Source organism: Pseudomonas sp. AK-TSAG1-1, assembly GCF_056821665.1.
The window spans coordinates 892,220-915,545 of the sequence record NZ_CM165965.1 but is presented as its reverse complement, the minus strand read 5'-3'; the positions used below and the strand labels follow the sequence as shown (position 1 = coordinate 915,545).

The 23,326-nt window shown below is 60.4% G+C and carries 18 protein-coding genes, 1 other RNA gene and 1 pseudogene; 13 read left to right on the top strand and 7 right to left on the bottom strand.

The window, feature by feature from the left end; all coding sequences use genetic code 11:
• Positions 1-26 precede the first annotated feature (26 nt).
• Positions 27-509, top strand: a complete 483-nt coding sequence (smpB, locus tag AC1UK9_RS03985; protein WP_003221505.1) for an SsrA-binding protein SmpB — start codon at positions 27-29, stop codon at positions 507-509.
• Between the two features lie 134 nt (positions 510-643).
• On the opposite strand, the gene AC1UK9_RS03980 is transcribed toward smpB, so the two are convergent.
• On the bottom strand, positions 644-1,411 hold the full coding sequence (locus AC1UK9_RS03980) for a GntR family transcriptional regulator (protein ID WP_025110467.1): 768 nt from the start codon (positions 1,409-1,411) through the stop codon (positions 644-646).
• 261 nt (positions 1,412-1,672) lie between these two features.
• Here AC1UK9_RS03980 and AC1UK9_RS03975 point away from each other — a divergent pair, with 261 nt between their 5' ends.
• From AC1UK9_RS03975 to ssrA, 7 genes are all read left to right on the top strand, one after another.
• Complete coding sequence (locus tag AC1UK9_RS03975; RefSeq protein ID WP_025110468.1) at positions 1,673-3,367, top strand: lactate permease LctP family transporter; 1,695 nt, start codon at positions 1,673-1,675, stop codon at positions 3,365-3,367.
• A gap of 160 nt (positions 3,368-3,527) precedes the next feature.
• Positions 3,528-4,352, top strand: coding sequence for a (Fe-S)-binding protein (locus tag AC1UK9_RS03970; protein ID WP_320329641.1), 825 nt, complete (start codon positions 3,528-3,530; stop codon positions 4,350-4,352).
• A complete protein-coding gene (locus AC1UK9_RS03965) occupies positions 4,349-5,803 on the top strand; it encodes a LutB/LldF family L-lactate oxidation iron-sulfur protein (RefSeq protein ID WP_473014442.1) in 1,455 nt (484 codons plus the stop codon). The genes AC1UK9_RS03970 and AC1UK9_RS03965 overlap by 4 nt, the downstream gene beginning before the upstream one ends.
• Positions 5,803-6,474 (top strand): LutC/YkgG family protein, encoded by a 672-nt coding sequence (locus AC1UK9_RS03960; RefSeq protein WP_473014441.1) that lies wholly within the window; start codon positions 5,803-5,805, stop codon positions 6,472-6,474. The genes AC1UK9_RS03965 and AC1UK9_RS03960 overlap by 1 nt, the downstream gene beginning before the upstream one ends.
• The gene (locus tag AC1UK9_RS03955) at positions 6,471-9,281 is read left to right on the top strand and encodes an FAD-binding and (Fe-S)-binding domain-containing protein (protein ID WP_482579499.1); all 2,811 of its coding nucleotides are present in this window, start codon (positions 6,471-6,473) and stop codon (positions 9,279-9,281) included. The genes AC1UK9_RS03960 and AC1UK9_RS03955 overlap by 4 nt, the downstream gene beginning before the upstream one ends.
• Before the next feature lie 129 nt (positions 9,282-9,410).
• The gene (locus AC1UK9_RS03950) at positions 9,411-9,689 is read left to right on the top strand and encodes a hypothetical protein (RefSeq protein WP_025110473.1); all 279 of its coding nucleotides are present in this window, start codon (positions 9,411-9,413) and stop codon (positions 9,687-9,689) included.
• A 96-nt stretch (positions 9,690-9,785) separates the two neighbouring features.
• Positions 9,786-10,175, top strand: a transfer-messenger RNA (tmRNA) gene (gene ssrA / locus AC1UK9_RS03945).
• A gap of 97 nt (positions 10,176-10,272) precedes the next feature.
• On the opposite strand, the gene AC1UK9_RS03940 is transcribed toward ssrA, so the two are convergent.
• Positions 10,273-11,313, bottom strand: a complete 1,041-nt coding sequence (locus AC1UK9_RS03940) for a DMT family transporter (RefSeq protein WP_482579498.1) — start codon at positions 11,311-11,313, stop codon at positions 10,273-10,275.
• A gap of 282 nt (positions 11,314-11,595) precedes the next feature.
• On the opposite strand from AC1UK9_RS03940, the gene AC1UK9_RS03935 reads away from it, so the two are divergent.
• The gene (locus AC1UK9_RS03935; protein WP_482579497.1) at positions 11,596-13,002 is read left to right on the top strand and encodes a DUF2252 domain-containing protein; all 1,407 of its coding nucleotides are present in this window, start codon (positions 11,596-11,598) and stop codon (positions 13,000-13,002) included.
• Between the two features lie 90 nt (positions 13,003-13,092).
• On the opposite strand, the gene AC1UK9_RS03930 is transcribed toward AC1UK9_RS03935, so the two are convergent.
• Positions 13,093-13,665, bottom strand: coding sequence for a GNAT family N-acetyltransferase (locus AC1UK9_RS03930; protein WP_482579496.1), 573 nt, complete (start codon positions 13,663-13,665; stop codon positions 13,093-13,095).
• Between the two features lie 323 nt (positions 13,666-13,988).
• On the opposite strand from AC1UK9_RS03930, the gene rimJ reads away from it, so the two are divergent.
• Together rimJ and AC1UK9_RS03920 are read left to right on the top strand one after the other, a co-directional pair.
• On the top strand, positions 13,989-14,576 hold the full coding sequence (rimJ, locus tag AC1UK9_RS03925) for a ribosomal protein S5-alanine N-acetyltransferase (protein WP_482579495.1): 588 nt from the start codon (positions 13,989-13,991) through the stop codon (positions 14,574-14,576).
• A gap of 69 nt (positions 14,577-14,645) precedes the next feature.
• Positions 14,646-16,085, top strand: coding sequence for an ArnT family glycosyltransferase (locus AC1UK9_RS03920; protein ID WP_482579494.1), 1,440 nt, complete (start codon positions 14,646-14,648; stop codon positions 16,083-16,085).
• 77 nt (positions 16,086-16,162) lie between these two features.
• On the opposite strand, the gene pmrG is transcribed toward AC1UK9_RS03920, so the two are convergent.
• Positions 16,163-16,834 (bottom strand): lipopolysaccharide core heptose(II)-phosphate phosphatase PmrG, encoded by a 672-nt coding sequence (pmrG, locus tag AC1UK9_RS03915; RefSeq protein ID WP_473014423.1) that lies wholly within the window; start codon positions 16,832-16,834, stop codon positions 16,163-16,165.
• Between the two features lie 254 nt (positions 16,835-17,088).
• Between pmrG and AC1UK9_RS03910 the strand changes: the two are divergent.
• Positions 17,089-18,102 (top strand): annotated as a pseudogene (locus AC1UK9_RS03910) (methyl-accepting chemotaxis protein); the annotation flags it as partial.
• A gap of 42 nt (positions 18,103-18,144) precedes the next feature.
• Complete coding sequence (locus AC1UK9_RS03905; RefSeq protein WP_371262359.1) at positions 18,145-19,008, top strand: methyl-accepting chemotaxis protein; 864 nt, start codon at positions 18,145-18,147, stop codon at positions 19,006-19,008.
• A 235-nt stretch (positions 19,009-19,243) separates the two neighbouring features.
• Here AC1UK9_RS03905 and AC1UK9_RS03900 read toward each other — a convergent pair whose 3' ends face one another.
• The 3 genes from AC1UK9_RS03900 to AC1UK9_RS03890 form a co-directional block, all read right to left on the bottom strand.
• Positions 19,244-19,669: a hypothetical protein gene (locus AC1UK9_RS03900; protein ID WP_482579493.1), complete on the bottom strand. Its 426-nt coding sequence runs from the start codon at positions 19,667-19,669 to the stop codon at positions 19,244-19,246.
• 142 nt (positions 19,670-19,811) lie between these two features.
• Positions 19,812-21,185, bottom strand: coding sequence for a DUF1329 domain-containing protein (locus AC1UK9_RS03895; protein ID WP_482579492.1), 1,374 nt, complete (start codon positions 21,183-21,185; stop codon positions 19,812-19,814).
• Between the two features lie 150 nt (positions 21,186-21,335).
• Positions 21,336-23,291, bottom strand: a complete 1,956-nt coding sequence (locus tag AC1UK9_RS03890) for a DUF1302 domain-containing protein (protein ID WP_482579491.1) — start codon at positions 23,289-23,291, stop codon at positions 21,336-21,338.
• Between the last annotated feature and the right edge of the window lie 35 nt (positions 23,292-23,326).

Genomic DNA, 23,326 nt, shown 5'->3' with positions numbered 1-23,326 from the left:
GTTTATCTCCATATAATGCCGCCCCTATGGCTAAACAGAAGAAACACCCTACAGGGACCATCGCGCAGAACAAAAAGGCGCGACACGATTACTTCATCGAACATCGGTTCGAGGCTGGTCTGGTCCTGGCCGGCTGGGAAGTAAAAAGTCTGCGGGCAAGCAAGCTGCAACTGGTCGACAGTTACGTGCTGCTCAAGGATGGCGAAGCCTGGCTGCTGGGCAGTCACATCACGCCGTTGATGACCGCCAGCACCCACGTCATCGCCGATCCGACCCGCACCCGCAAACTGCTGCTCAACAAGCGCGAGCTGGAAAAACTCGCCGCTGCCGTGCAACAGAAAGGCTACGCCTGCGTCTGCCTGTCCTTCTACTGGAGCAAGCACATGGTCAAGTGCGAGATCGCTCTGGGCAAGGGCAAGAAGGAATACGACAAGCGTGACACCGAGCGCGAACGCGACGCCGGTCGTGAGTTGCAGCGCGCCGTGCGCAACAAGGGCAAGGAAGAATAATTTCTTCTGCCTTTAAAGCGTATTCGCGAGCAGGTCGAAACGTCGAACCGTCGCTCCCACCCTGGAATGTATTTCAAATGTGGGAGCGAGCCTGCTCGCGATAGCTATTGCAGCATCAACACACAAACAACTGATCACATCCCCTTGCGCCGCTCCGCCCGAGCCATGCGCTGAACCTCTTGGCGCACTTCTTCCAGCACCTCCTGCACATACAGAATGTGTCGGCTGGAGACTTCCCGCGCCTGCTCCGCGCGCCCTTCGATAATCGCCAGGTACAGCTCGCGGTGCTGAGAAATCAGCATGTCGCGGGTTTCCGTGCGCTGCTTGTACATGCCACCGATGTTGGTCACCACGTTGCGCTTGAGCAAATCGAATAGCCCGCGAATGGTGTGCAGCAGCACCGCGTTGTGGCTGGCTTCGGCAATCGCCAGATGAAACTTCGCATCCGCCGCGCCCTCCTCCACCCGACTCACTTCGTCATGCCGCGTATAGCAATCCTGCAGCTCGTTGAACGCTGCTGTCAGGCGCTCGCGATCCACGTCGGTAGCGCGCAATGCTGCGTAATAGGCGCACGATGCCTCCAGAGTGTGCCGAAATTCCAGCAAGTCACGCTGCGCCTCCGGATTGCTCTCGAGCAGCAGTAACAGCGGATCGCTGAACGTCGAACCAAGGGTTTCCACCACATAGTTGCCACCGCCCTGGCGACTGACCAGCAAACCCTTGGCCGCCAGTTTCTGAATCGCTTCGCGCAATGACGGTCGCGATACGCCGAACTGCTCGGCCAGCGCTCGCTCAGCCGGAAGCCGTTCACCGGACTTCAGCGTGCCCTCGAGGATCATCCCCTCGAGTCGCTCGACAATATCGTCAGACAAACGGCGCTGACGAATCTGATCAAACCCCATAACTCATTTCTCCACGATCCCGACCGCTCGCCGGGCTCTCTATTCTGGCCTATCAGCGCCTCGCCGACACCTGTCAGACAGCATTTGCCCGACCGGATCAGATGACATCTGCACCGCTCATTCGACAAAAGTTTCAGGGCGACAAATTGACACACCGTCATCAAGGCTTTTACCCTAGCCAACAGCGATTGTAAATTGGTATTACCAATTAACCAAGAACGCTGACAGTGCCTGACCAACAACAATTAGGGGCCACCCCATATGCAAACCTGGCAACAGCTCTACACCCCGCTCGGCAGTCTCGGCGTCTCCGCACTTGCGGCCGTCATTCCTATCGTTTTCTTCTTTCTCGCTCTGGCGGTGTTCCGCCTCAAGGGCCATGTGGCCGGCAGCATCACGCTCGCCCTGTCGATCGCCGTAGCGATTTTCGCCTTCCACATGCCGGTCGACATGGCCTTCGCCGCGGCTGGATATGGTTTTGCCTACGGTCTGTGGCCGATTGCCTGGATCATTGTTGCAGCGGTATTTCTCTACAAACTGACGGTCAAGAGCGGTCAGTTCGAGGTCATCCGCAGTTCGGTGCTGTCGATCACCGACGACCAGCGCCTGCAGGTGCTGCTGATCGGTTTCTGCTTCGGTGCGTTCCTGGAAGGTGCCGCCGGTTTTGGCGCCCCCGTGGCGATTACCGCCGCGCTGCTGGTCGGCCTCGGGTTCAACCCGCTGTACGCCGCTGGCCTTTGCCTGATTGCCAACACCGCGCCGGTGGCCTTCGGTGCCTTGGGGATTCCGATCATCGTGGCCGGCCAGGTCACCGGTATCGACGCGTTCAAGATCGGCGCCATGACCGGTCGCCAACTGCCACTGCTGTCGCTGTTCGTGCCGTTCTGGCTGGTGTTCATGATGGACGGCCTGCGCGGTGTGCGTGAAACCTGGCCGGCAGCACTGGTTGCAGGCTTGAGCTTCGCCGTGACCCAATACTTCACGTCGAACTTCATCGGCCCGGAACTGCCGGACATCACCTCGGCTCTGGCCAGCCTGATCTCTCTGACTCTGTTCCTGAAGGTCTGGCAGCCAAAACGCACCGCGGGTGCGCAAATCGCCGGCGCCACGTCGAGTGCAGCAATCACCGCCAGCGTCGGTGGTTTCGGCCAGAAGCGCACCACTGTGGCTTCGCCTTACAGCCTCGGGGAAATATTCAAAGCCTGGTCGCCGTTCCTGATTCTTACCGTGCTGGTGACCATCTGGACGCTGAAGCCTTTCAAAGCGATGTTTGCCGCCGGCGGCTCGATGTACAGCTGGGTGTTCAACTTCGCGATCCCGCACCTTGATCAATTGGTGATCAAAACCGCGCCAATCGTGGCTGCTCCTACGGCCATCCCGGCGGTGTTCAAACTCGATCCGATTTCCGCGACTGGCACCGCAATTTTCTTCTCCGCGCTGATCTCGATGCTGGTGCTGAAGATCAACTTAAAAACTGGTCTTACCACTTTAAAAGAGACTTTCTACGAACTGCGCTGGCCTATTCTGTCGATCGGTATGGTGCTGGCCTTCGCCTTCGTCACCAACTATTCGGGCATGTCTTCGACCATGGCCCTGGTGCTGGCAGCCACCGGTGCCGCGTTCCCGTTCTTCTCGCCATTCCTTGGCTGGCTCGGCGTGTTCCTGACCGGCTCCGATACTTCCTCCAACGCGCTGTTCAGCTCGCTGCAAGCCACCACTGCGCACCAGATCGGCGTCAATGACACCCTGTTGGTGGCGGCCAACACCAGCGGCGGTGTGACCGGCAAGATGATCTCGCCACAGTCGATCGCCGTGGCCTGTGCTGCGACCGGCCTGGTGGGCAAGGAATCGGATCTGTTCCGCTTCACCCTCAAGCACAGCCTATTCTTTGCCACGATCGTCGGCCTGATTACTTTGGCCCAGGCCTACTGGTTCACCGGCATGCTGGTGCACTAAACCTGCAAGAGCCTACAAGCAGCATGGAAATAACCGACGCCGGTTCGTGATGCCGGCGTCAGCAATTCACACCCCGGTCTGTAAGGCTGCTGAAAGCCACACGCTCTATATTCAGCAGCCTCAGCGGACGGATAACCGGGACCACCCGGAGACACGCCTGATGAGCGAGCTTTTTTACAACGCAGTGCCAAACGCGACCCGTGTTGCACCGCCACTGCCCGAACCTCGGCAATACCCCAGCGAGAAACCGTCGCGGGTCTACCTGTTCGGTACGTGCGTGGTCGACCTGTTCTACCCCGAAGCCGGGATGGACGCGATCCACTTGCTGGAGCGCGAAGGGATCACGGTCGAGTACCCGCAAGGGCAGAGCTGCTGCGGGCAACCGGCCTACACCTCGGGTTACACCGAGCAGGCGCGGACGGTCGCGCGCTCGCAACTGGCGCTGTTTGCCGGGGATTATCCGGTGGTGGTGCCGTCGGGTTCCTGCGCGGGCATGCTGCGCGAGCATTACGCCGACTTGTTCAAGGACGAGCCGCAAACGTTGAAACAGGTGCAGGCCTTGGCGGCCCGCACCTATGAACTGGCCGAGTTCCTGCTGTTTGTCTGCAAGGTGCAGCTCAAGGACAGCGGCGAGCCGGTCAAAGTCGCGCTGCACACGTCGTGTTCGGCACGGCGCGAAATGAATACCCACCTGCACGGCCGCGAGTTGTTGGCGCAGTTGAGCAACGTGGAGCGGGTCAACCACGATCACGAAAGCGAATGCTGTGGCTTCGGTGGGACATTCAGCGTCCGTATGCCAGACATATCCGGCGCGATGGTGGCGGACAAGACCAAAGCGTTGAAGGACTCTGGCGCACATAAGGTATTGAGCGCCGACTGTGGCTGTTTGATGAACATCAACGGCGCATTGGAGAAACAAAAGGAAGCGCTGCGCGGGCAACATCTCGCCAGCTTTCTGTGGCAACGAACCGGAGGTGCGCAATGAGCACTTCCGCGATTATTCCTACGGTCGCCGTAGAAGAGGATTTCCGCACCCGGGCACACAATGCCTTGGGCGATGCGCAGTTACGGAACAACTTCCGCACTGCCATGGATTCACTGATGACCAAGCGGGCCGCGGCTTTCAGCGATGCCCACGAAAGAGAACACTTGCGTGCCCTGGGCAACTCGATCAGGGCCCGCGCGCTCTCCAAGTTGCCCGACCTGCTCGAGCAACTGGAACAGAACCTGACCCGCAACGGTGTGACAGTGCACTGGGCGGAAACGGTGGACGAGGCCAATGGCATCGTCTTGTCGATCATCCGCGCTCACGAGGCGCGGCAAGTGATCAAGGGCAAATCGATGGTCAGCGAAGAGATGGAGATGAACCATTTCCTCGAGGCTCAAGGTGTTGAATGCCTGGAGTCCGATATGGGGGAGTACATCGTCCAGCTCGACCACGAGAAGCCTTCACACATCATTATGCCGGCGATCCACAAGAATGCCGGTCAGGTCGCGTCCTTGTTCCACGACAAACTTGGCGTGGAATACACCAAGGACGTTGACCAACTCATTCAGATCGGTCGCAGAGTCCTGCGGCAGAAATTCTTCGAAGCAGACATCGGCGTCTCCGGTGTCAACTTCGCCGTCGCCGAGACCGGCACCCTGTTGCTGGTGGAAAACGAAGGCAACGGGCGCATGACCACCACCGTGCCCCCGGTGCACATCGCCGTCACCGGCATCGAAAAAGTCGTGGAAAACCTGCGCGACGTGGTGCCGCTGCTGTCGCTGCTGACCCGCTCGGCGCTGGGCATTCCGATCACCACCTACGTCAACATGATCTCCGGCCCGCGCAAGGAACATGAACTTGACGGCCCGCAGGAAGTGCATCTGGTGCTGCTCGACAACGGTCGCAGCCAGGCCTTTGCCGACAGTGAACTGCGTCAGACCCTGAACTGCATCCGCTGCGGCGCCTGCATGAATCATTGCCCGGTCTATACCCGCGTCGGCGGCCACACCTACGGCGAGGTTTACCCAGGCCCCATCGGCAAAATCATCACTCCGCACATGGTTGGCCTGGCGAAAGTTCCGGATCACCCGAGCGCTTCGTCGCTGTGCGGTGCCTGCGGTGAAGTGTGCCCGGTGAAAATTCCGATCCCGGCAATTCTGCGCCGACTTCGCGAAGAAAACGTCAAAGCCCCGGACGCGCCGCATCAAGTGATGCGCGGCCAGGGCAGCAAGTATTCGCGCAAGGAACGCTTCATCTGGAATGCCTGGGCGAAACTCAACAGCTCGCCGACCCTGTATCGACTGTTCGGCTTCTTCGCCACACGCCTGCGTGCGCTGACACCAAGTAATGTCGGACCGTGGACGCAAAACCACAGCGCACCGAAACCCGCTGCCCGCTCACTGCACGACATGGCCCGCGAGCATCTGGCCAAACAGGGAGACCGCTGATGAGCGCCAAGCAAAATATCCTCGCCAAGCTACGGAAAAGTCTGACCGGCGCCACACCGATTGCCGACGACTTCGACGTCGACCTGGTGACGCAGCCTTACACCTACAGCGCCGAACAACGCATCCCGCAACTGCGCAAACTGATGGAAGCGGTGCACACCGAAATCCATCTGACGACTGGCGCAGACTGGCCGGCGCTGCTCGCGCAATTGCTGCGTGATCGCCAACTGCCAAGCCTGCTGATCGCACCGACAACGCCCCACGGTCAACGCATCACACAACACTGGGCGAACAATCCCGATCTGCCGGCACTGAAATCCTACGACCGACCGATGGAGGAGTGGAAAGCCGAGCTGTTCAACGACACCCCGGCCAGCGTCACCGGCACCCTCGGTGCCATCGCCGCGACCGGTAGCCTGATCCTCTGGCCAACCCGCGAAGAACCGCGGTTGATGAGCCTGGTACCACCGGTGCATTTCGCCCTGCTCAAGGCCAGCGAAATCCGCGATAACTTCTATCAGGTGCAACAGGAATTCGAGTGGGCGCAAGGCATGCCGACCAATGCGCTGCTGGTGTCCGGCCCGTCGAAAACCGCCGACATCGAACAAGTGCTGGCGTATGGCGCACACGGCCCGAAAGACCTGGTGGTTCTGATTCTGGAGGACCAATGACGTTACCGGCGACTTTCCTGCGAGATGCGCAACAACTGATCCCGGCCGAGCGCCGTTTTGATGACCCATTGTCGACCCTGGCCTTCGGCACCGATGCCAGCTTCTATCGGCTGATTCCCAAACTGGTGATCCGCGTCGAATCCGAAGACGAAGTGGTGGCGTTGCTGAAACTGGCCCAGCGCGATCAGGTTCCGGTGACCTTTCGCGCCGCCGGCACCAGCCTTTCCGGGCAAGCGATCAGCGACTCGGTGCTGATCGTGCTTGGGGATAACTGGAACGCCCGCGAAATTCGCGGCCAAGGCATGCAAATCCGCCTGCAGCCGGGCGTCATCGGCGCGCAGGCCAACGCATGGCTGGCACCGTTCGGACGCAAGATCGGCCCAGACCCGGCATCGATCAACGCCTGCAAGATCGGCGGCATCGTCGCCAACAACGCCGGCGGCATGTGCTGCGGCACGGCGCAAAACACCTATCACACGCTGGCCGGGATTCGTCTGGTGCTGGCTGACGGTACGCGACTCGACACCGAAGACGCCGCGAGTGTCGCAGCCTTTCGCGAAAGCCACCGCGAACTGCTGGAGCGCCTGGCGACGTTGGGCCGCGAGACCCGCGCCAATGCCGAACTGGCCGCCAGAATTCGCCACAAATACCGTCTGAAAAATACCACCGGCCTGTCGCTCAATGCGCTGGTGGACTTCGATGAGCCTGTGGATATCTTGAGTCACCTGCTGGTCGGCTCCGAAGGTACCCTTGGATTCATCAGTGCGGTGACCTACGACACGGTGATCGACCACCCGAACAAGGCTTCGGCACTGATCGTCTTTCCCGATGTGGAAACCTGTTGCAACGCCGTTACCGTGCTGAAAAGCCAACCGGTCTCCGCCGTGGAACTGCTGGACCGACGCAGCCTGCGCTCGGTGCAGGACAAACCGGGCATGCCTGATTTCGTACAACAGCTGTCGGACAATGCCTGCGCCCTGCTGATCGAATCCCGCGCGGCCTCCTCCGCTTTGCTGCAGGAGCAACTGGCGCAGATCATGGCATCGCTCAGTGGCTTCGCGGTCGAAAAGCAGGTCGACTTCACCGAAGACCCGACTGAGAACGCCAAACTCTGGGCGATCCGCAAAGACACCTTCCCCGCGGTCGGCGCCGTGCGCAAAACCGGCACCACGGTGATCATCGAAGACGTGACCTTCCCGGTTGAGCAACTGGCCATCGGCGTAAACCGCCTGATTGCACTGTTCGATAAACATGCCTACGACGAAGCGATACTTTTCGGACACGCACTGGAAGGCAATCTGCACTTCGTCTTCACTCAAGGCTTCAACAGCCCGGAAGAAGTCGTACGCTATCAGGCGTTCATGGACGACGTCGCGCAACTGGTGGCGGTGGAGTTCGGCGGTTCGCTGAAGGCCGAACATGGCACCGGGCGCAACATGGCGCCGTTCGTTGAACTGGAATGGGGTAGCGACGCCTATCAGTTGATGTGGCAGCTCAAACGCCTGCTCGACCCCAACGGCATCCTCAACCCGAACGTGGTGCTCAGCGAGGATCCGCAGATCCACCTCAAGCACCTGAAACCGTTGCCAGCGGCTGACGAGATCGTCGACAAATGCATCGAATGCGGCTTCTGCGAACCGGTCTGCCCGTCGAAAGGCCTGACCCTCAGCCCACGCCAACGTATCGTGATCTGGCGCGACATTCAGGCGAAAAAACGCGCGGGTGTCGACACCGCCGAGTTGGAAAAAGCCTACGAATACCAAGGCATCGAAACCTGCGCAGCGACTGGCCTGTGCGCGCAGCGTTGCCCGGTCGGCATCAACACCGGTGAGTTGGTGAAAAAACTTCGCGCCCGTCACGCCACGCATCAGAAAACCGCTGACTGGATCGAAGGAAATTTCGCCAAGACTCTGCAAGGCGCACGCTTCACCCTGCACGTGGCCAACGGCGCACGGATGCTGCTCGGCGCACCGCGTCTGGGCAAATTTTCGGCGACGCTGACGCGCTTGTCCAAAGGCCAGGTGCCGCTGTGGACCAATGCGATGCCGCAACCGGAAAAAGCCATTCGCTTCAGCCCGAGTGTCTCCGATGAGCGCCCGCGCGTGGTGTATCTGGCGGCGTGCGTATCGCGGGTCATGGGCCCGGCGGCGGGTGACAAGGAGCAGATGTCGCTCTACGACAAGACCCGTGGTCTGCTGGAAAAGGCTGGTTACCAGGTGGTCTTTCCGGACAATCAGGACAACCTCTGCTGCGGTCAGCCCTTCGCTTCCAAAGGCTATACCGAACAGGCAGAACACAAGCGTCAGGAACTGATCGGCGCGCTGCTTCACGCCAGTCGCGGCGGGCTTGATCCGATCTATTGCGACACCAGCCCGTGCACCCTGCGCCTGGTTCAGGACGTGGGAGATGTGCGTCTGGATCTGTACGACCCGGTGCGCTTCATCCGTACGCACCTTCTCGATCGCCTGGATTTCACCCCGCAGGAAGCACCGATTGCGGTTCACGTGACGTGCAGCACGCAGCATCTGGGCGAGAGCCAGGCGCTGATCGATCTGGCACGCAAATGCAGCAAGACCGTGGTCGTCCCGGAAGGCATCCATTGTTGCGGGTTCGCCGGTGACAAGGGTTTCACCACGCCGGAGCTGAACAGCCATTCGCTGCGTACGCTCAAGGATGCGGTGCAGCATTGCAGCGAGGGGATTTCTACCAGCCGCACCTGTGAGATCGGCCTGACGCAACACGGCGGGATCGACTATCACGGGCTGGTCTATCTGGTGGATCGGGTGACCCGGGCCAAGGCCTGCTGAAGAAAAATAGAACCCTTGCGCGCCACCGTAGTCCACAGAACGGGCCCCGAAAATCGGGGCTTTTCCTCCACTCGGTTGCCCGTCCTGACGGCCAGCGAAGTCTGGATCCCTCAGTTCAAGGAGATACACATGAAACGTTCTGTACTGTTAGGTCTGTTCGTGACGGCCTCGATGCTGGCCTCCACCTCGTTCGCCGCCGACAAACCTGCCGACCTGTGCGATGCCAATATCCAGACCATCAACAATGCGAAGGGGCAGCTGTCAGCGAACCCGGAACTCAGTCAGCGTGCAGAAGCCAGCGTGAGCAAGGCTCAGGCGCTCAAAGCCCAGGGCAAGATCGATGACTGCGTTGCGGAAACCTCGCAAACCATCCTGGAGCTGCGCAAATCCACCGGCACCAACAATTGATTCACGCCCGGGCCAACCTTCGGGTTGGCCTTGCAGGCCGTTTGGCGTACACTGCACAGGCTTGTTGCCTCACATGATGTACGAGGCAATGAGTTCGGGGCCGATTAGGATTCGACGCCGGTGACGAAACTTTAGGTGCATGCCGACTTGGTAACAGAAGTCGTAAATCCACTGTTGCAACTTCTTATAGTTGCCAATGACGACCAATACGGTGCTGCTCTCGCTGCTTAATTGCAGCTGACATGCACTCCTGGTGCCTTCGGGCCCAGCAATCATCAGGGGATGTCTGTAAACCCGAAATGATTGTCATATAGAACAGAATCGCCGTGCAGTACGTTGTGGACGAAGCGGCTAAAACTTACACAACTCGCCCAAAGCACCCTGCCCGTCGGGTCGCTGAGGGTTAACTTAATAGACACGGCTACGCATGTAGTACCGACAGCGGAGCACTGGCGGACGGGGGTTCAAATCCCCCCGGCTCCACCAACTCTCAACGACAAAGCCCGCCTAGTGCGGGCTTTGTCGCATCTGACCGTTCCACTCCAGCGCTTACCGCCGAAAACCCATCCCCCGACACACCCGATCAATGCTCATGCCGATGATGCACATCCGGAAAATGTGCATGACTGTGCCGCATCGGCGTATGCACATGCGGATGCCTATGCGGCTCTACCCCATCCCACTCAAACCCATGCGTATGCTGGTGATGCTCATCGTGTGTATGCCGATGATCGTGTTCAAGCGGTTCGTGCTGATGCTCATGAGCATGGTTTTCCATCAGGTGAATCCATACCCCGAAGACCATTAATGCGGCCGCGAGCAGGAACATCAGCGATACCGACTCGCCGAGCAGCAGAATCGAGATGCCTGCCCCCAGGAATGGCGCGGTGGAAAAGTACGCGCCGGTGCGCGCGCTGCCCAGTCCGCGCAGGGCGAGGACGAACATCACCAGGCTGACGCCGTAGCCGAGAAAGCCGACCAGCATGATCGGCACCAGCGAGCTGGCGGCGGGCAGTTGCGTGCCGATGAACAAGGCCAGGGCGCAGTTGACCAGCCCCGCCACCAGGCCTTTGCTACCGGCGATGAACAGTGCATCCGAGGCAGAGACTTTGCGCGTCAGGTTGTTGTCGATGGCCCAGCAAAAGCAGGCGAAGGCGACAGCCAGCGGCCCGCTCCAGTCATGCGCCGACATCGCCTCCTGCGGCCATGACAGCACGACACCGCCGGCCACGATGGCAAGCATGCCGATCACGATGCGCCGGTCGGCGTTCTCCTTGAACACCACCCACGCCAGCAGTGCCGTGAGCACCGATTCCAGATTGAGCATCAGTGACGCGCTGGCGCCGGACGTTCGGGTCAACCCGAACATCAGCGCCACCGGTGCCAGCACCCCGCCGAAGCCGATGGCGCCGATCAGCCACGGCCATTCACCATTTTGAAGCCCGGAAGGCTGCCAGCCTCGATCGCGGGCAAAACGCAGGACGGTCAAGCCCAGACCGCTGCCCAGATAGAGCAAGCCGGCGAGCAGAATCGGCGACGTCTGTAGCCCCAACAATTTGGCGAGTGGCGTACTGGCGCCGAACAGCGCCGCCGCAATCAAAGCGTAGAGAACACTCATATTCATGATGGGAACACTCATATTCATGATGGGAACACTCGCTCGGGGCGATGGAATACCGGCAGTCATCATCGCGCAACACAGGTGAGAATTGTGTGAACAGCTCCCTGAAGATCGGACATCCAGGAAGCCGAGACCAAACAGGCGTAACCCGAATACCGCCAAGAAGCCCGGCTGAATGCCGGGCTTTTTTATGTCTGCGCTGTTGCCCACATCGTGCAACGTCTGCGGATAAACCCCCAAAGCACTTCTACACTCACACCGCCCCCACTGCCACGACGAGCCCCCATGACCAACCTCCAAGACCGCATGAAGCAAGGCAAGGACGCGCGCAAGCAATGCTCGCGCGGCTCGCAGGCGACCACCGGCAAGATGAATCGCGATCCGATTCCGCTGATCAAGGCCTCAAGCCAGGGCCGCGTCGCGTCGTTGGTGGAGTTGCGTTATGGGCGGATGCTTGTGTCGCCCTTCACTTTCTTTCGCGGTAATGCGCTGGTGCAGGCGCATGACTTGTCGGGCACGGCGAACATGGGGCTGGTCGGGCCGATCTGTGGTGATGCGCATTTGATGAATTTCGGTGGGTTTGCCACGCCGGAGCGCAATCTGTTGTTCAGCGTCAATGATTTCGACGAGGCGCATCCCGGCCCCTGGGAATGGGATGTGAAGCGCCTGGCAGCAAGTTTTGTGGTGGCGGCGCGGGATCTGCGCCATGGTGAGTCGGTTGAAGAGGACGTCTGTCGGCAGATGGTCGGCGCCTATCAGGCAACGGTGTTGGAGTGCGCCGAACAGAGTGCGCTGGAAACCTGGTACGAATCGATCAAGTACGAAGACTTGCTCGATCAGGCGCGCAAAAGTGCGCTGGAACATGTGCAGCGTGCCGTCGAAAAAGCCGAGCGGCGGACCCATGCCGAGTTGCTGCCGAAAATCAGTGAGCGCGACGCCAACGGGCGGCTGATCATTCGCGACGACCTGCCGGAAATTTTCCACCTGCACAAAAACACCACGCTGCTCGACGCCGATGATGACTGGTTGCGGCTGGCGGACTGGCGGCCGTTGTTCGACACGTTCATGCGGGATTACCGAACCACGCTGCAGGCTGACCGGCGGGAATTGCTGTCACGGTTTCACGTGCAGGACCTGGCGTTCAAGGTGGTGGGTGTCGGCAGCGTCGGCACGCGGTGTCTGGTGGCGTTGCTTACCGACGATCAGGAGTTCCCGTTGTTTCTACAGTTCAAGGAAGCGCGGCGCTCGGTGCTCGCGGATTATGTGAAAGCCAAATCCCGAACCCGCCATGAAGGTCAGCGTGTGGTCGAAGGACAACGCCTGATGCAGTCGGCCAGTGATCTGTTTCTCGGGTGGACCACCGGCCCCAGCGGTCGGCATTTCTATGTGCGGCAATTGCGCGACATGAAGATTTCCGCCGAGCTGGAAAACTTCGACGCCGAAACGTTCGCCGCTTATGCCCGGGTCTGCGGTCGCGCGCTGGCCCGCGCTCACGCCAAGGCTTCGGGGAATGCGGCGCTGATCAGCGGCTACATCGGCAAAGGTAATGCCTTGGCCGACGCGCTGTTCAAATATGCGCGCAGTTATACCGCGCAGAACGAACGCGACTTCGAACGTTTTCAGGAGGCCTGTCGCAAGGGCCGCTTGCGGGCACGTTCGGAAGCCGATTTTGCCGCGGATCACTTGCCTTGAAGGGTTCCAGCGCCGTCGCCGCCGAGATGAATTTTTCTTCACTGCTCCGGTTCGATCAACACGGTACAGTCCGCTCGCTCATTCAAGAAACTACGGTTCGCCCGCGCTCTCCCGCGGGCTTTTTTTTGCCCGTCGTTCGGCGCCGAAGCGATACACCCAAGTGTCCTGCACGCCATGCTGTGGCGACTGCCGCGCCCGCCGGTGAACCCTGATCAGCGCAAACCCCGCCGCTTCAGCCAGACGCTGACTGCGGGTGTTGGCCGATGAGGTGGTCAGGTAAAAGGTGAAATCAGGCCAGCGCCTGACCAATTGCGTCAGCACTTCGCGCATGTAGCCCTTGCCGGCAAACGCGCTGTTGGCCCAATAGCCGACGACGTAACGCTGGCGCCGACGCGGTATCAGACCGATGCAGCCAACGACGGCTCGACCGTCTTCGGTCACGATGAACAGCCGCCGCTCACCGGACTCGCTGGCGAAATCTTTCCGTGCTTGCAACATCGACGACAGTGCCCGCTCTTCACTGGTATGTTCGACCGCCCACTCCAGAAAGGGCGCATGCTCGCGGTAACTGGCGTTCAACGCCTCGCGCACCGGGTTAACCAGCGCGGGGTCCGGCGAGCGAACACGCAGCGCCAGCCCGTTCACCGTCAATGCAAATTCCATTGCTTGTTCCTCCAATTGCAGAAATGCCGCACTCGATACCACCCTGTGCACTCAACCAGAGAAATTTACAGGGCGCCAGCGCGGTTAATGCCGATCAGTTAAACGAACTCAATGCTCAAAGCCACGAAGATCAATTGTGGGAGCGGGCTTGCTCGCGAAGACGTCGGCCCAGCAAACATTGATGTTGACTGCCCCACCGCTTTCGCGAGCAAGTCCGCTCCCACAGGGGATCTGCGCTTAACTGATCGGCATTAGCCAGTGCGGTTTGTTTTTTTCCACCCTGTGGGCAATCCTGTCCCTGACCTTGCCAACCGGAGCGCCCGATGTCACTGCTGAGCCTGCCCTGCCAACGTCTGACGCTCGCCATCCTGGCCCCGGGCCACGCCGAACTGGAAAGTGACTTCTATGCACGCAACCAGCGCCACCTCGCGCCTTGGTCGCCGATTCGCACCACCGAATACTTTTCCACCGAACAGATTCGCCGACGCCTCGAGGTTCAGGCCAGTGCCTACGAGGCCGGGCTGGCGATGCATTTCGCCCTGCTGACGCCGGACGGCCAACAGATGATCGGCGCGTGCAACTTCAGCGGGATCATTCGCGGTGCGTTTCAGGCCTGTTATCTGGGTTATCACATCGACCACGCACATCAGGGCCAGGGCCTGATGCAGGAAGGCCTGGAAGCTGGCATCGGCTACATGTTCGACACCCAGAACCTGCACCGGATCATGGCCAACTACATGCCCGGCAACGAGCGCAGTGCACGCCTGCTGGAGCGCCTGGGTTTCGAGCGCGAAGGCTACGCCAAGGCCTACCTGAACATCGCCGGCCGCTGGCAGGACCATGTGCTGACGGCGCTGATCAACCCGTTGTTCGAAACGCCGGACAAGCGTTGGTCGCGACAACTGGCGTGAGTTTCACAATTTGTTAAGCATTGGCGAAGTATGCTCAAGGCTCCTGCCCTTTCCGGTTGCCTGAAACCCATGCCGCGTGCCGCCACTTCGCTGTTTCTACTTGCCGCCCTGCTGTTCTTTTTCGCCCTGGGCAACCACCAGTTGCAAGGCTCCACCGAGGCCCGCGTGGCCGGGATCGCCATGGAGATGCACCTGGACGATGACTGGGTGACGCCGCGCCTGTTCGGCGAGCCCTTTCTGGAAAAACCACCCCTGAGCCTGTGGCTGGACGCCGGCGCCATGCGCGTGTTCGGCGTTTCGCCGTGGGCGGTGCGGCTGGCGTCGGCGGTGGCCGGGCTGCTCAGCGTGATGCTGCTGTACGGCATGCTGCGCCGCTTCGGACGGCCGAAAGCGGTCGCGTGGACGGCGGGGATTCTGCTGGCGACCATGGCCAGCTACTGGAGCAACGTGCGCGGGGTCGGCGAGGATGCGCTGCTGGCGCTCGGCGTGACCACGGCGCTGCTGGCGTTCTTTCAGGCGCAACGCGCACCGAACGCGGGCAACTCGCTGCTGTTTATCGTCGGGATTGCCATCGCCACCTTGAGCAAAGGCGTGCTCGGACTGGCAATGCCGGGGGTGGTGATTTTCGCCTATCTGCTGGCCGACAACCTGATCGATAGACGCCTGAAGATCGGCGCCTGGCTGCGTCCCGGCCTGCTCACGGCCGTGGGCCTGATTCCGTTGCTGATCTGGCTCGCCGTGCTCTATCAGCGCGGAGGCTCGCACGCCGTCGCTGAAGTGCTGCTGACCAACAGTGTCGGTCGCTTCAGCGGCTCGTTCGTCGAAGCCGGCCACTACGAGCCGTTCTACTACTACCTGGCCAAACTGCCGGAAGCGTTCCTGCCGTGGAACATTCTGGTGTACCTGGGCCTGTGGCATTTTCGCAAGGAACTGAAAGCCAACCGTTACCTGCTGTTTTTCAGCCTGTGGATCGTGGCGCAGTTCATCATGCTGACCCTGGCCTCCAGCAAGCGCACGGTGTACCTGATGTCGATGACCCCGGCCGCGGCGGTGATTGCCGCCGAGTATGCACGAGTGTTGTTCGATCGCTTGCAGGCGCATGAAACGGCCGACCGGTTTATCGGAAAAGTCGCCCGCCATCGTCAGGCGATTGCTGCTGGCTTGCTCACCGTGGTGATCGCCAGCTACCTGGGCGCCGCACAGTGGGCCTTGCCCAACGCCGATAAGGAACTGTCGTTCCTGCCGCTGACCGAACATATTCAGACCCTGCAAGCCAACGGCCAGCAGGTGGCGCTGTTCCAAGCCAATGAGCGGGTCGGCGGCGCCAGCGTGTTCTACACACAGCGCGTGCTCAAAGGGCTGGATACCGACGCGCAACTGCACGACTTCCTCAGCGCCTCACCGTCGAACGTCGCGGTGATCTCGGCAGACAGCGAACCCGCCGCGCCACTCAAAGTGCTCAAGACCATGATGGTCGGACGGCAGGCGTACTACTTCGTCGGCTACTGAAACCCTAAACGCCAGACAATAAAAAACCCGCCGTCACTGGCGGGTTTTGTTTGTGCTGACGGGATGGAAACGTCAGTTCATCGGGTGGTGACTGAGTGCCAGTCAGAGGCTTCGATGAAACCCAGCATGCGCGGGGCCGCTTTATTCGCGGCGGAAATGAACAGCGAAGAACCGTAGCCAGGGTCGGAAACCGGTACGTCCAGGTCCTTTTCCAGCTCCGCCATGCATTCGCTGTGGGTCACCAGGATCAGATTGCGGCCCGGGAGCTTGTGCGCCAGCGCTTCCTGCAAGATGCGGCCCTTGCAGCTGATCAGCCAGTCTTCGCCGGTGGCCGCACGGTTGAACATGTAACCGGCGGTCTGCACGGTGCGCAACATCGGGCTGTTATAGATATCGGCGTGGTCCAGGCCCAGATGCTCGAACTGCGCGCCGACACTGACCGCAACGCTGCGCGAGCGGTCGGTGATGCCGTCATCGCCGCTCAGGCACGGCGCCGGGGAGTGGTCGCAGCGCTCGACATGACGCACCAGCACAATCATGTCGCCCTTGGCCCACCCGGCCGCCAGCGCCTTGGCACCGGAGACGTTGCCATGGGCCAGGTCCGGCACCGCTGCCGGGGCGAGCAGCCACAGGGTCAGCGGAATCACCAGCAGCAAGGCGCCGAGCACGACCCAGGTATTGCGATATCGGGTCAATCCACTCAGGGAGATCGAGCGTTTGACGCCGAACAGACTCAGTCTCAATTCCACATCGGGCCGCCTCGCCGGCATGCATCACAGTCAATACGATGCGGCGAGGGTAGAGAAGCGCACGTAAGTGCTCGGTGAAACGATTGTGAAAAAAATCTTGAGGAGCCTTGTTACAAATTCCGTCGGACAAAATCCTTTCAGCTCTCGTGTTTGCGGCCGATACAGTCCTGCTAACACCCTTGCTGGCTCAAAAAAACAACAATCTTCCAGCCTGACCGACGATCAAGAAGCTCTACGTTCCTGGAGGAATTGTGATGAATAGCTGGTTCGGCAACATCAGCGTGAACATGAAATTGGGTCTGGGCTTCGGCCTGGTACTGGCCCTGACCTGCGTCCTCGCCCTGACCGGCTGGACCAGTCTCGGCGGTCTGATCGACCGCAGCAACTGGATGAGCGACATCACCCAGCTCAACGCCGGCCTGACCAAGCTGCGCGTAGTCCGCCTGCAATACATGCTGACCAACGGCGACGAAACCGCCGCGCAGAATGTACAAACCACCCTCGAAAGCTTTGCCGCGCAACAGCAAGCGCTGATCAACAAGTTCAAGAGTCCGGAAAACGTCAAGCTGCTGAAAGAGCAGGCGGCGACCATCGCCGAATACCAGACGTCGCTGAACAAGATGCGCAACGCCTACCGCACCGGCAACAGTGCGCGCGACGTCATGAGCACCAATGCCGAGACCGCTTACAACCTGATCGAGTCGATCAGCAACCGCGTCCGTCAGATGGACATGAGCGAACAGCGTTTCGAACAGTTCCAGGCCATCACCGAAGCCAAGGAAGCGTTCATCCTGGCGCGCTATGAAGTGCGCGGCTACACCGCCACCACCAACGCCGAAACCGAGCAGAAAGCCGTCGGCCAACTGGACGTGGCGATTGCCAGCCTCAAGCAACTGAACGTGCATTTCGCCGCGACTCAACAAGACGCCCTGCGTCAGCTGGAAACCGCCCTGAGCAACTATCGCAGCGCGTTGCAGGCGTACAAGAACGCCAACAGCGAAGCCGTGCAGGCGCGTAAAGAGATGACCGATCAGGGCGCCGCGATCGTCACCACCAGCGAGCAGCTGTACCAGATCCAGCTCGACCGTCGCGACATCGAAAGCGCACAGGCCCGTACTTTCCAGTTGATCAGCACCCTGCTGGCGCTGCTGGTCGGTGTGATTGCCGCCGTGATCATCACCCGTCAGATCACCCGTCCGTTGCAAGAAACCCTGGCCGTGGTCGAGCGCATTGCCAGCGGCGACCTGACCCAGAACGTCACCGTCACCCGCCGCGACGAACTTGGTGTGCTGCAACAAGGCATCGCACGCATGGGCGTGACCCTGCGCGATCTGATCAGCGGCATCCGCGACGGCGTCACCCAGATCGCCAGCGCCGCCGAAGAACTCTCCGCCGTGACCGAGCAGACCAGCGCCGGCGTGAACAGCCAGAAGGTCGAGACCGATCAGGTGGCGACCGCCATGCACGAGATGACTGCCACCGTGCAGGAAGTCGCGCGCAACGCCGAAGAAGCGTCGCAAGCCGCTGCCGCCGCAGATGGCGAAGCCCGTGAAGGCGACAAGGTGGTGAATGAAGCCATCGCGCAGATCGAGCGTCTGGCCAGCGAAGTGGTACGTTCCACCGAAGCCATGAGCGTGCTGCAACAGGAAAGCGACAAGATCGGCAGCGTCATGGACGTGATCAAGGCCGTGGCCGAACAGACCAACCTGCTGGCGCTCAACGCGGCGATTGAAGCAGCACGCGCCGGTGAAGCCGGTCGTGGTTTTGCCGTGGTTGCCGACGAGGTCCGTGGCCTGGCCCAGCGCACACAGAAGTCCACCGAGGAAATCGAAGGCCTGGTCGCCGGTCTGCAGAACGGTACTCAGCAGGTTTCGGCCGTGATGAACAACAGTCGCGCCTTGACCGACAGCAGCGTGGCCCTGACCCGCAAGGCTGGCTTGTCACTGGAAAGCATCACCCGCACGGTGTCGAACATCCAGTCGATGAACCAGCAGATCGCCGCCGCTGCCGAACAGCAAAGCGCCGTGGCCGAAGAGATCAGCCGCAGCATCATCAACGTGCGCGACGTGTCGGAACAGACCGCCGCCGCCAGCGACGAGACCGCAGCCTCCAGCGTTGAGCTGGCGCGCCTGGGTGGTCAGTTGCAGCAGATGGTCAGCCACTTCCGCGTCTGACCTTCGCTTTGCGGTAAATGAAAGATCGATTCGCGAGCAGGCTCGCTCCCACAGGTACGGCGTTGATCACAGATTATGTGAACAACGCCGATCCCCTGCAGGCCTTCGCCGGCTCGCGATGGCGTCAGTCCCATCCCCCCACCCCGACGCTCCCGCCACCCACGGCTTAATCACTCCCACCCCTGAAAGCTGAAAGTCCTTCACGTGTCGAGTGGCAGCAATAGCATCAGCAAATTCAGGTCATTTCACCCATGCCATCGATTGCATAAGTGACATCGACCTTGAAGTAGCTGCCGTCAAACTGATCTGTGGTGAACGTCAGTTTACCGTTGATCCTCACTTCAGCCGGCGCATGGTTCTGCAGCACCACGACACCTTGGCGAGCATGATAAACATGGCCACCCAAAGTATTGGAATACCAGATTCTTTTGACTTTTCCTCCATCCTTCGGGAATTCAAAGGTGCCACTTGGCTGGTCTTTATCAACCAGGTTGAAGCCCATGCCTATCTGCCTGGGCGAGGTCATATCACCATAGACTTGCATGTCTTCGTAATCGATTCGCCCCACTCGACTCGACACAAAATCCAATGTGGCAATCAGCTCATTATCATTAAGTCGATATTCTTCGATCCGGCCCTTCATGGTGCCATTGACGGCCATGATGCGTACCTCCCGTTGACTCTCAACCGAATGGTTGGAATCGGCTAAGCATGCAGCAGGCCCCTTCATAAAAGACCTGTCATAAATGACAGGTCTTCAGACTCGATAGTAATTAAAGCGCCCGTAATAGGCTCATTCTGGATTACCGCGTGCCGCGCTGGCGCAACGCCGACGGCATGAAGTACGCGTCTTCCGGCACCGGTTGCGAGAAGTCCACGGTGGAGGCTTCTTCGTTGTCGAGGTTCTGCACGTAGTAACGACGAGCCTGCAGGTCGTGGAACACGTCCAAAGCACTCCAGGTGGTCGGCAGGTCATAGAAGTTTTTCAGGTAGGCCATCGACACCCGCCACAACTCCCCGCGCCCGTCGTATTGATCGACCAGCGCCGCGCCCCAGCTGTCCTCGTCGAGAAACAGCACGCGCCTGGAATAGATATGCCGCGCGCCCGGCTTGAGGTTGCCTTCGACCACCCATACGCGGTGCAGCTCATAGCGGGTGAATTGCGGGTTGAGGTGGCCCGGGGTGAGCAGTTGCGCGTACTTCACGTCGGGGCTGCCGACCTTGTAGTTGTTGTAGGGGATGTAGATTTCCTGCTTGCCCTTGAGCTTCCAGTCGTAGCGGTCCGGCGAGCCGTTGAACAGGTCGGTATCGTCCGCGGTACGCAGACCATCGGACGAGGCGATCGGCGTGTCATACGCAAGGTTCGGCGCACGGCGCACGCGGCGTTGGCCGGCGTCGTAGACCCAGGCCTGACGCGGGTCCTTGAGCTGATCGAGCATCTCGTGCACCAGCGCCGCACCGCCGGCCAGTCGCGCCGGGCTTTTCACGAAGGCAAGGTAATAGAACAGGATGTTCTTCAGGTCGGCGTACTGGCCGCCGGGACGGTAGAAGTTGAACAGCGCTTCCTGCTGCGAGGTGACCAGGGCAAAGCTGCCGTTGCGCTGCACCGGGGCTTCGGACGCGCGGCGTACCACGTAGATGCCGCGATAACGGGTGATGTGGTTCCACAGCACTTCGACGCCGTCCTTGGGCACCGGGAACGGCACGCCGCCGTAGGCATCGGCGAACCCGCTGCCGCCCTCCAGCAGCTTGGCCGAGGTCGCGTTCTTGAGGGTGTTGTCGTACAGCCACTGCGGCGCCGAACCCGAACGACGCGACGGATAGACCGGCATCTGGAACGTGTCGGGGTAGCTGTTGAACAGCGCGATCTGCCCGGGACTGAGATGGGTTTTGTACTGATCCAGATTGGCCTTGGTGATGACGAACAGCGGCTTGTCCGCGGCGTACGGGTCCGGGTGGTGCTGACCCGGTTTGTAGCCGGCCGGCGCCTGAGTGATGCCACCGGTCCAGGCCGGAATGGTGCCGGCGGCGTTGCCCGCACGCTCGGCGCCCATCGGCGTGAGGGTGGTTTTCAGTTGTTCGGCTTGTTGCGGGGTGATCGCGGCAAGCGCGCTGCCGGCGGTCAGGCCCAGAACAAGCGCCAGCGAAATCCGGGTCATGCTTGAAGTGTGAAACATGATCTTCTCCAAAGTACAAAAACCTGTGGGAGCGAGCCTGCTCGCGAAAGCGGTGTATCAGTCGACATCAATGTTGAATGTGCCTGCCTCTTCGCGAGCAGGCTCGCTCCCACAGGGGGGATGAGGTGTTGCTGAAATCTCGTGTAGAACTCACAAGAAATACTTGAGGTTGAACCCGACGTTGTCGCGGTCACGAATGCCGTTGTTCTGCCCGCCGCCCCAGAAGTTGGTGTATTGCACCTCGGCCTCGAGCTTGTTCTGATAGTTGGCCTTGACCCCCAGGGTGTAGGCCTTGCGCCCTTCGATGGTGTTGCCGGCCTGATAGCTGTTGCCCTTGAAGTCGTCCTTGTAGACGACGTAGGGCGAGACGTTGACCCCGGCATACACGTCGTTCCAGGTGCCGTTGAACATCACCGTGTAGCTGTAGGAGTTGCGGTTGACCTGATCGTCACGATCACCGCCAGAGACATATGAGGTGTTGCCGGTGCCCGCGTAGTAACGCGTGCTGCCGTCATAGGCGGTGTATTGCAGGCTGCTGCCGCGCAGGTGTTCGGAGGCCAGTTCGAAGATGCCGAACATCGAGTCGAACGACAGCGTCGGGCCGAAGTTGTAGATGCTGCCCAGCGAGGTGTTGAATGCTTCGACGCGTTCGGCGTTGTTGATCTCGCTGTCGAGGGTGACCATCTGCCCACCGACATTGACTGCCTTGCCGGTCACCGCTGTAGCCGCGCCGTTGGCCAGGTCGCCGATCAGATCGTTGGTCGCGGCAATGCCGATCGGCAGGTTCGGTCGATAGGCAATTTCGCCGAACACCGAGGCCTGGCCCAGGGTGGTGTTGAAGCTGAAGCCGTACATGCGGATGTCTTCGGCATAACGCCGATGCGCCTGGATGTTGCCCATGACGTCGGCGGTGGCGAGACCGTTGGCCAGTGCCCCGGCCTGACTGCCGGCAACGCTGGACAGCATGTTGGTCAGGGCATTCATGTCGATACCCTTGTAGCCACCGAGGTCAGCGGCGATGGTCGGTTCCTTGGCATGGTAGTTGACCATGTACAGGCCGAACTCGGTGCTGTTGAGTCGCTCGGCGATGTAGCGAAAGGCAAAGCCGAACTGGCCATCGTTGCGCGCGTTGTAGTCCTTGCCGATCGACGCCACCTTGAGCGTGTTGCCGTAGGCCGGGGTCACGCCATTGGCGTAGAGGCCGGTGCTTTTCAGCGCCGGACCGAGCAACGGGTTGTTGCCCAGTGCGCTGTACAGGCCGATGACGTTGCCAAAACCCGGCACCGGAGTATCGAGCGCCGTGCCGCTGAAGTTGTTGTAAGCGGTATTGCCGCCATCGGCGAACAGGTCGCTCTGCGAGTAGAAGGTGCCGACCGGATCGATGCGGGTTTCCTTCCAGTTGGTCTGGTAGAAACTTTCCATGGTCAGCGAATCGGTGAGGCCGATGTTGAAGCTGAGCGCTTCCACCGGCATCAGCACTTCCTTGACCTCGGCGCCCGGCAAACGGTACTTGGCGGCGTCCACCGGGTTGGTGGTGTTGATCCCGCCGCGATAGAAAATCCCCTCGCCCCAGTTGAACACCTGGCGCCCGACCCGTGCGGTGACCGGCATCTGCGCGACGTCCCAGTTGCCGTAGACATAAGCGTCGAGCATCTCGATCCGGCTGCCGGCGATGTCGCGGGTCTGGCTGGTGAAGCGATCGTCCTGCGGGTAGCTCTGGCTCGGTTGCGACGGGTTGTTGTTGCGGTAGTAATCGTTGCGCTTATCCATCAACTGCGTGTCGTAGAACGCAGTGCCGCGCAGGAACATCCCATAGTTCTGATAGTTGGCTTCCAGCTCCGAGGTGATCTTGTACACCTCGGAAACCAGCCCGGTGTCGAAGTTGCGATTGCCGTCGTTGGTGTTGACGTCATCGTTGTTCTTGTCACGGCCCTGCACCCGCCACAAACGGCCATAGGACAGGGTCGTGTCGATCGAACCGGTGACCTGATTGTCCAGCACGCTGAACTCCTTGGCCTGCACGCCATCAACTGCGCACAGTTGCAGCAGCCCTGCCAGACCGACGCCGGGGAGCGCTACGCCAGACAGGCGAAATCGAGCTTTCATGATCTGTTCCTCTTTCCCTGGTTTTATTGTTGTGG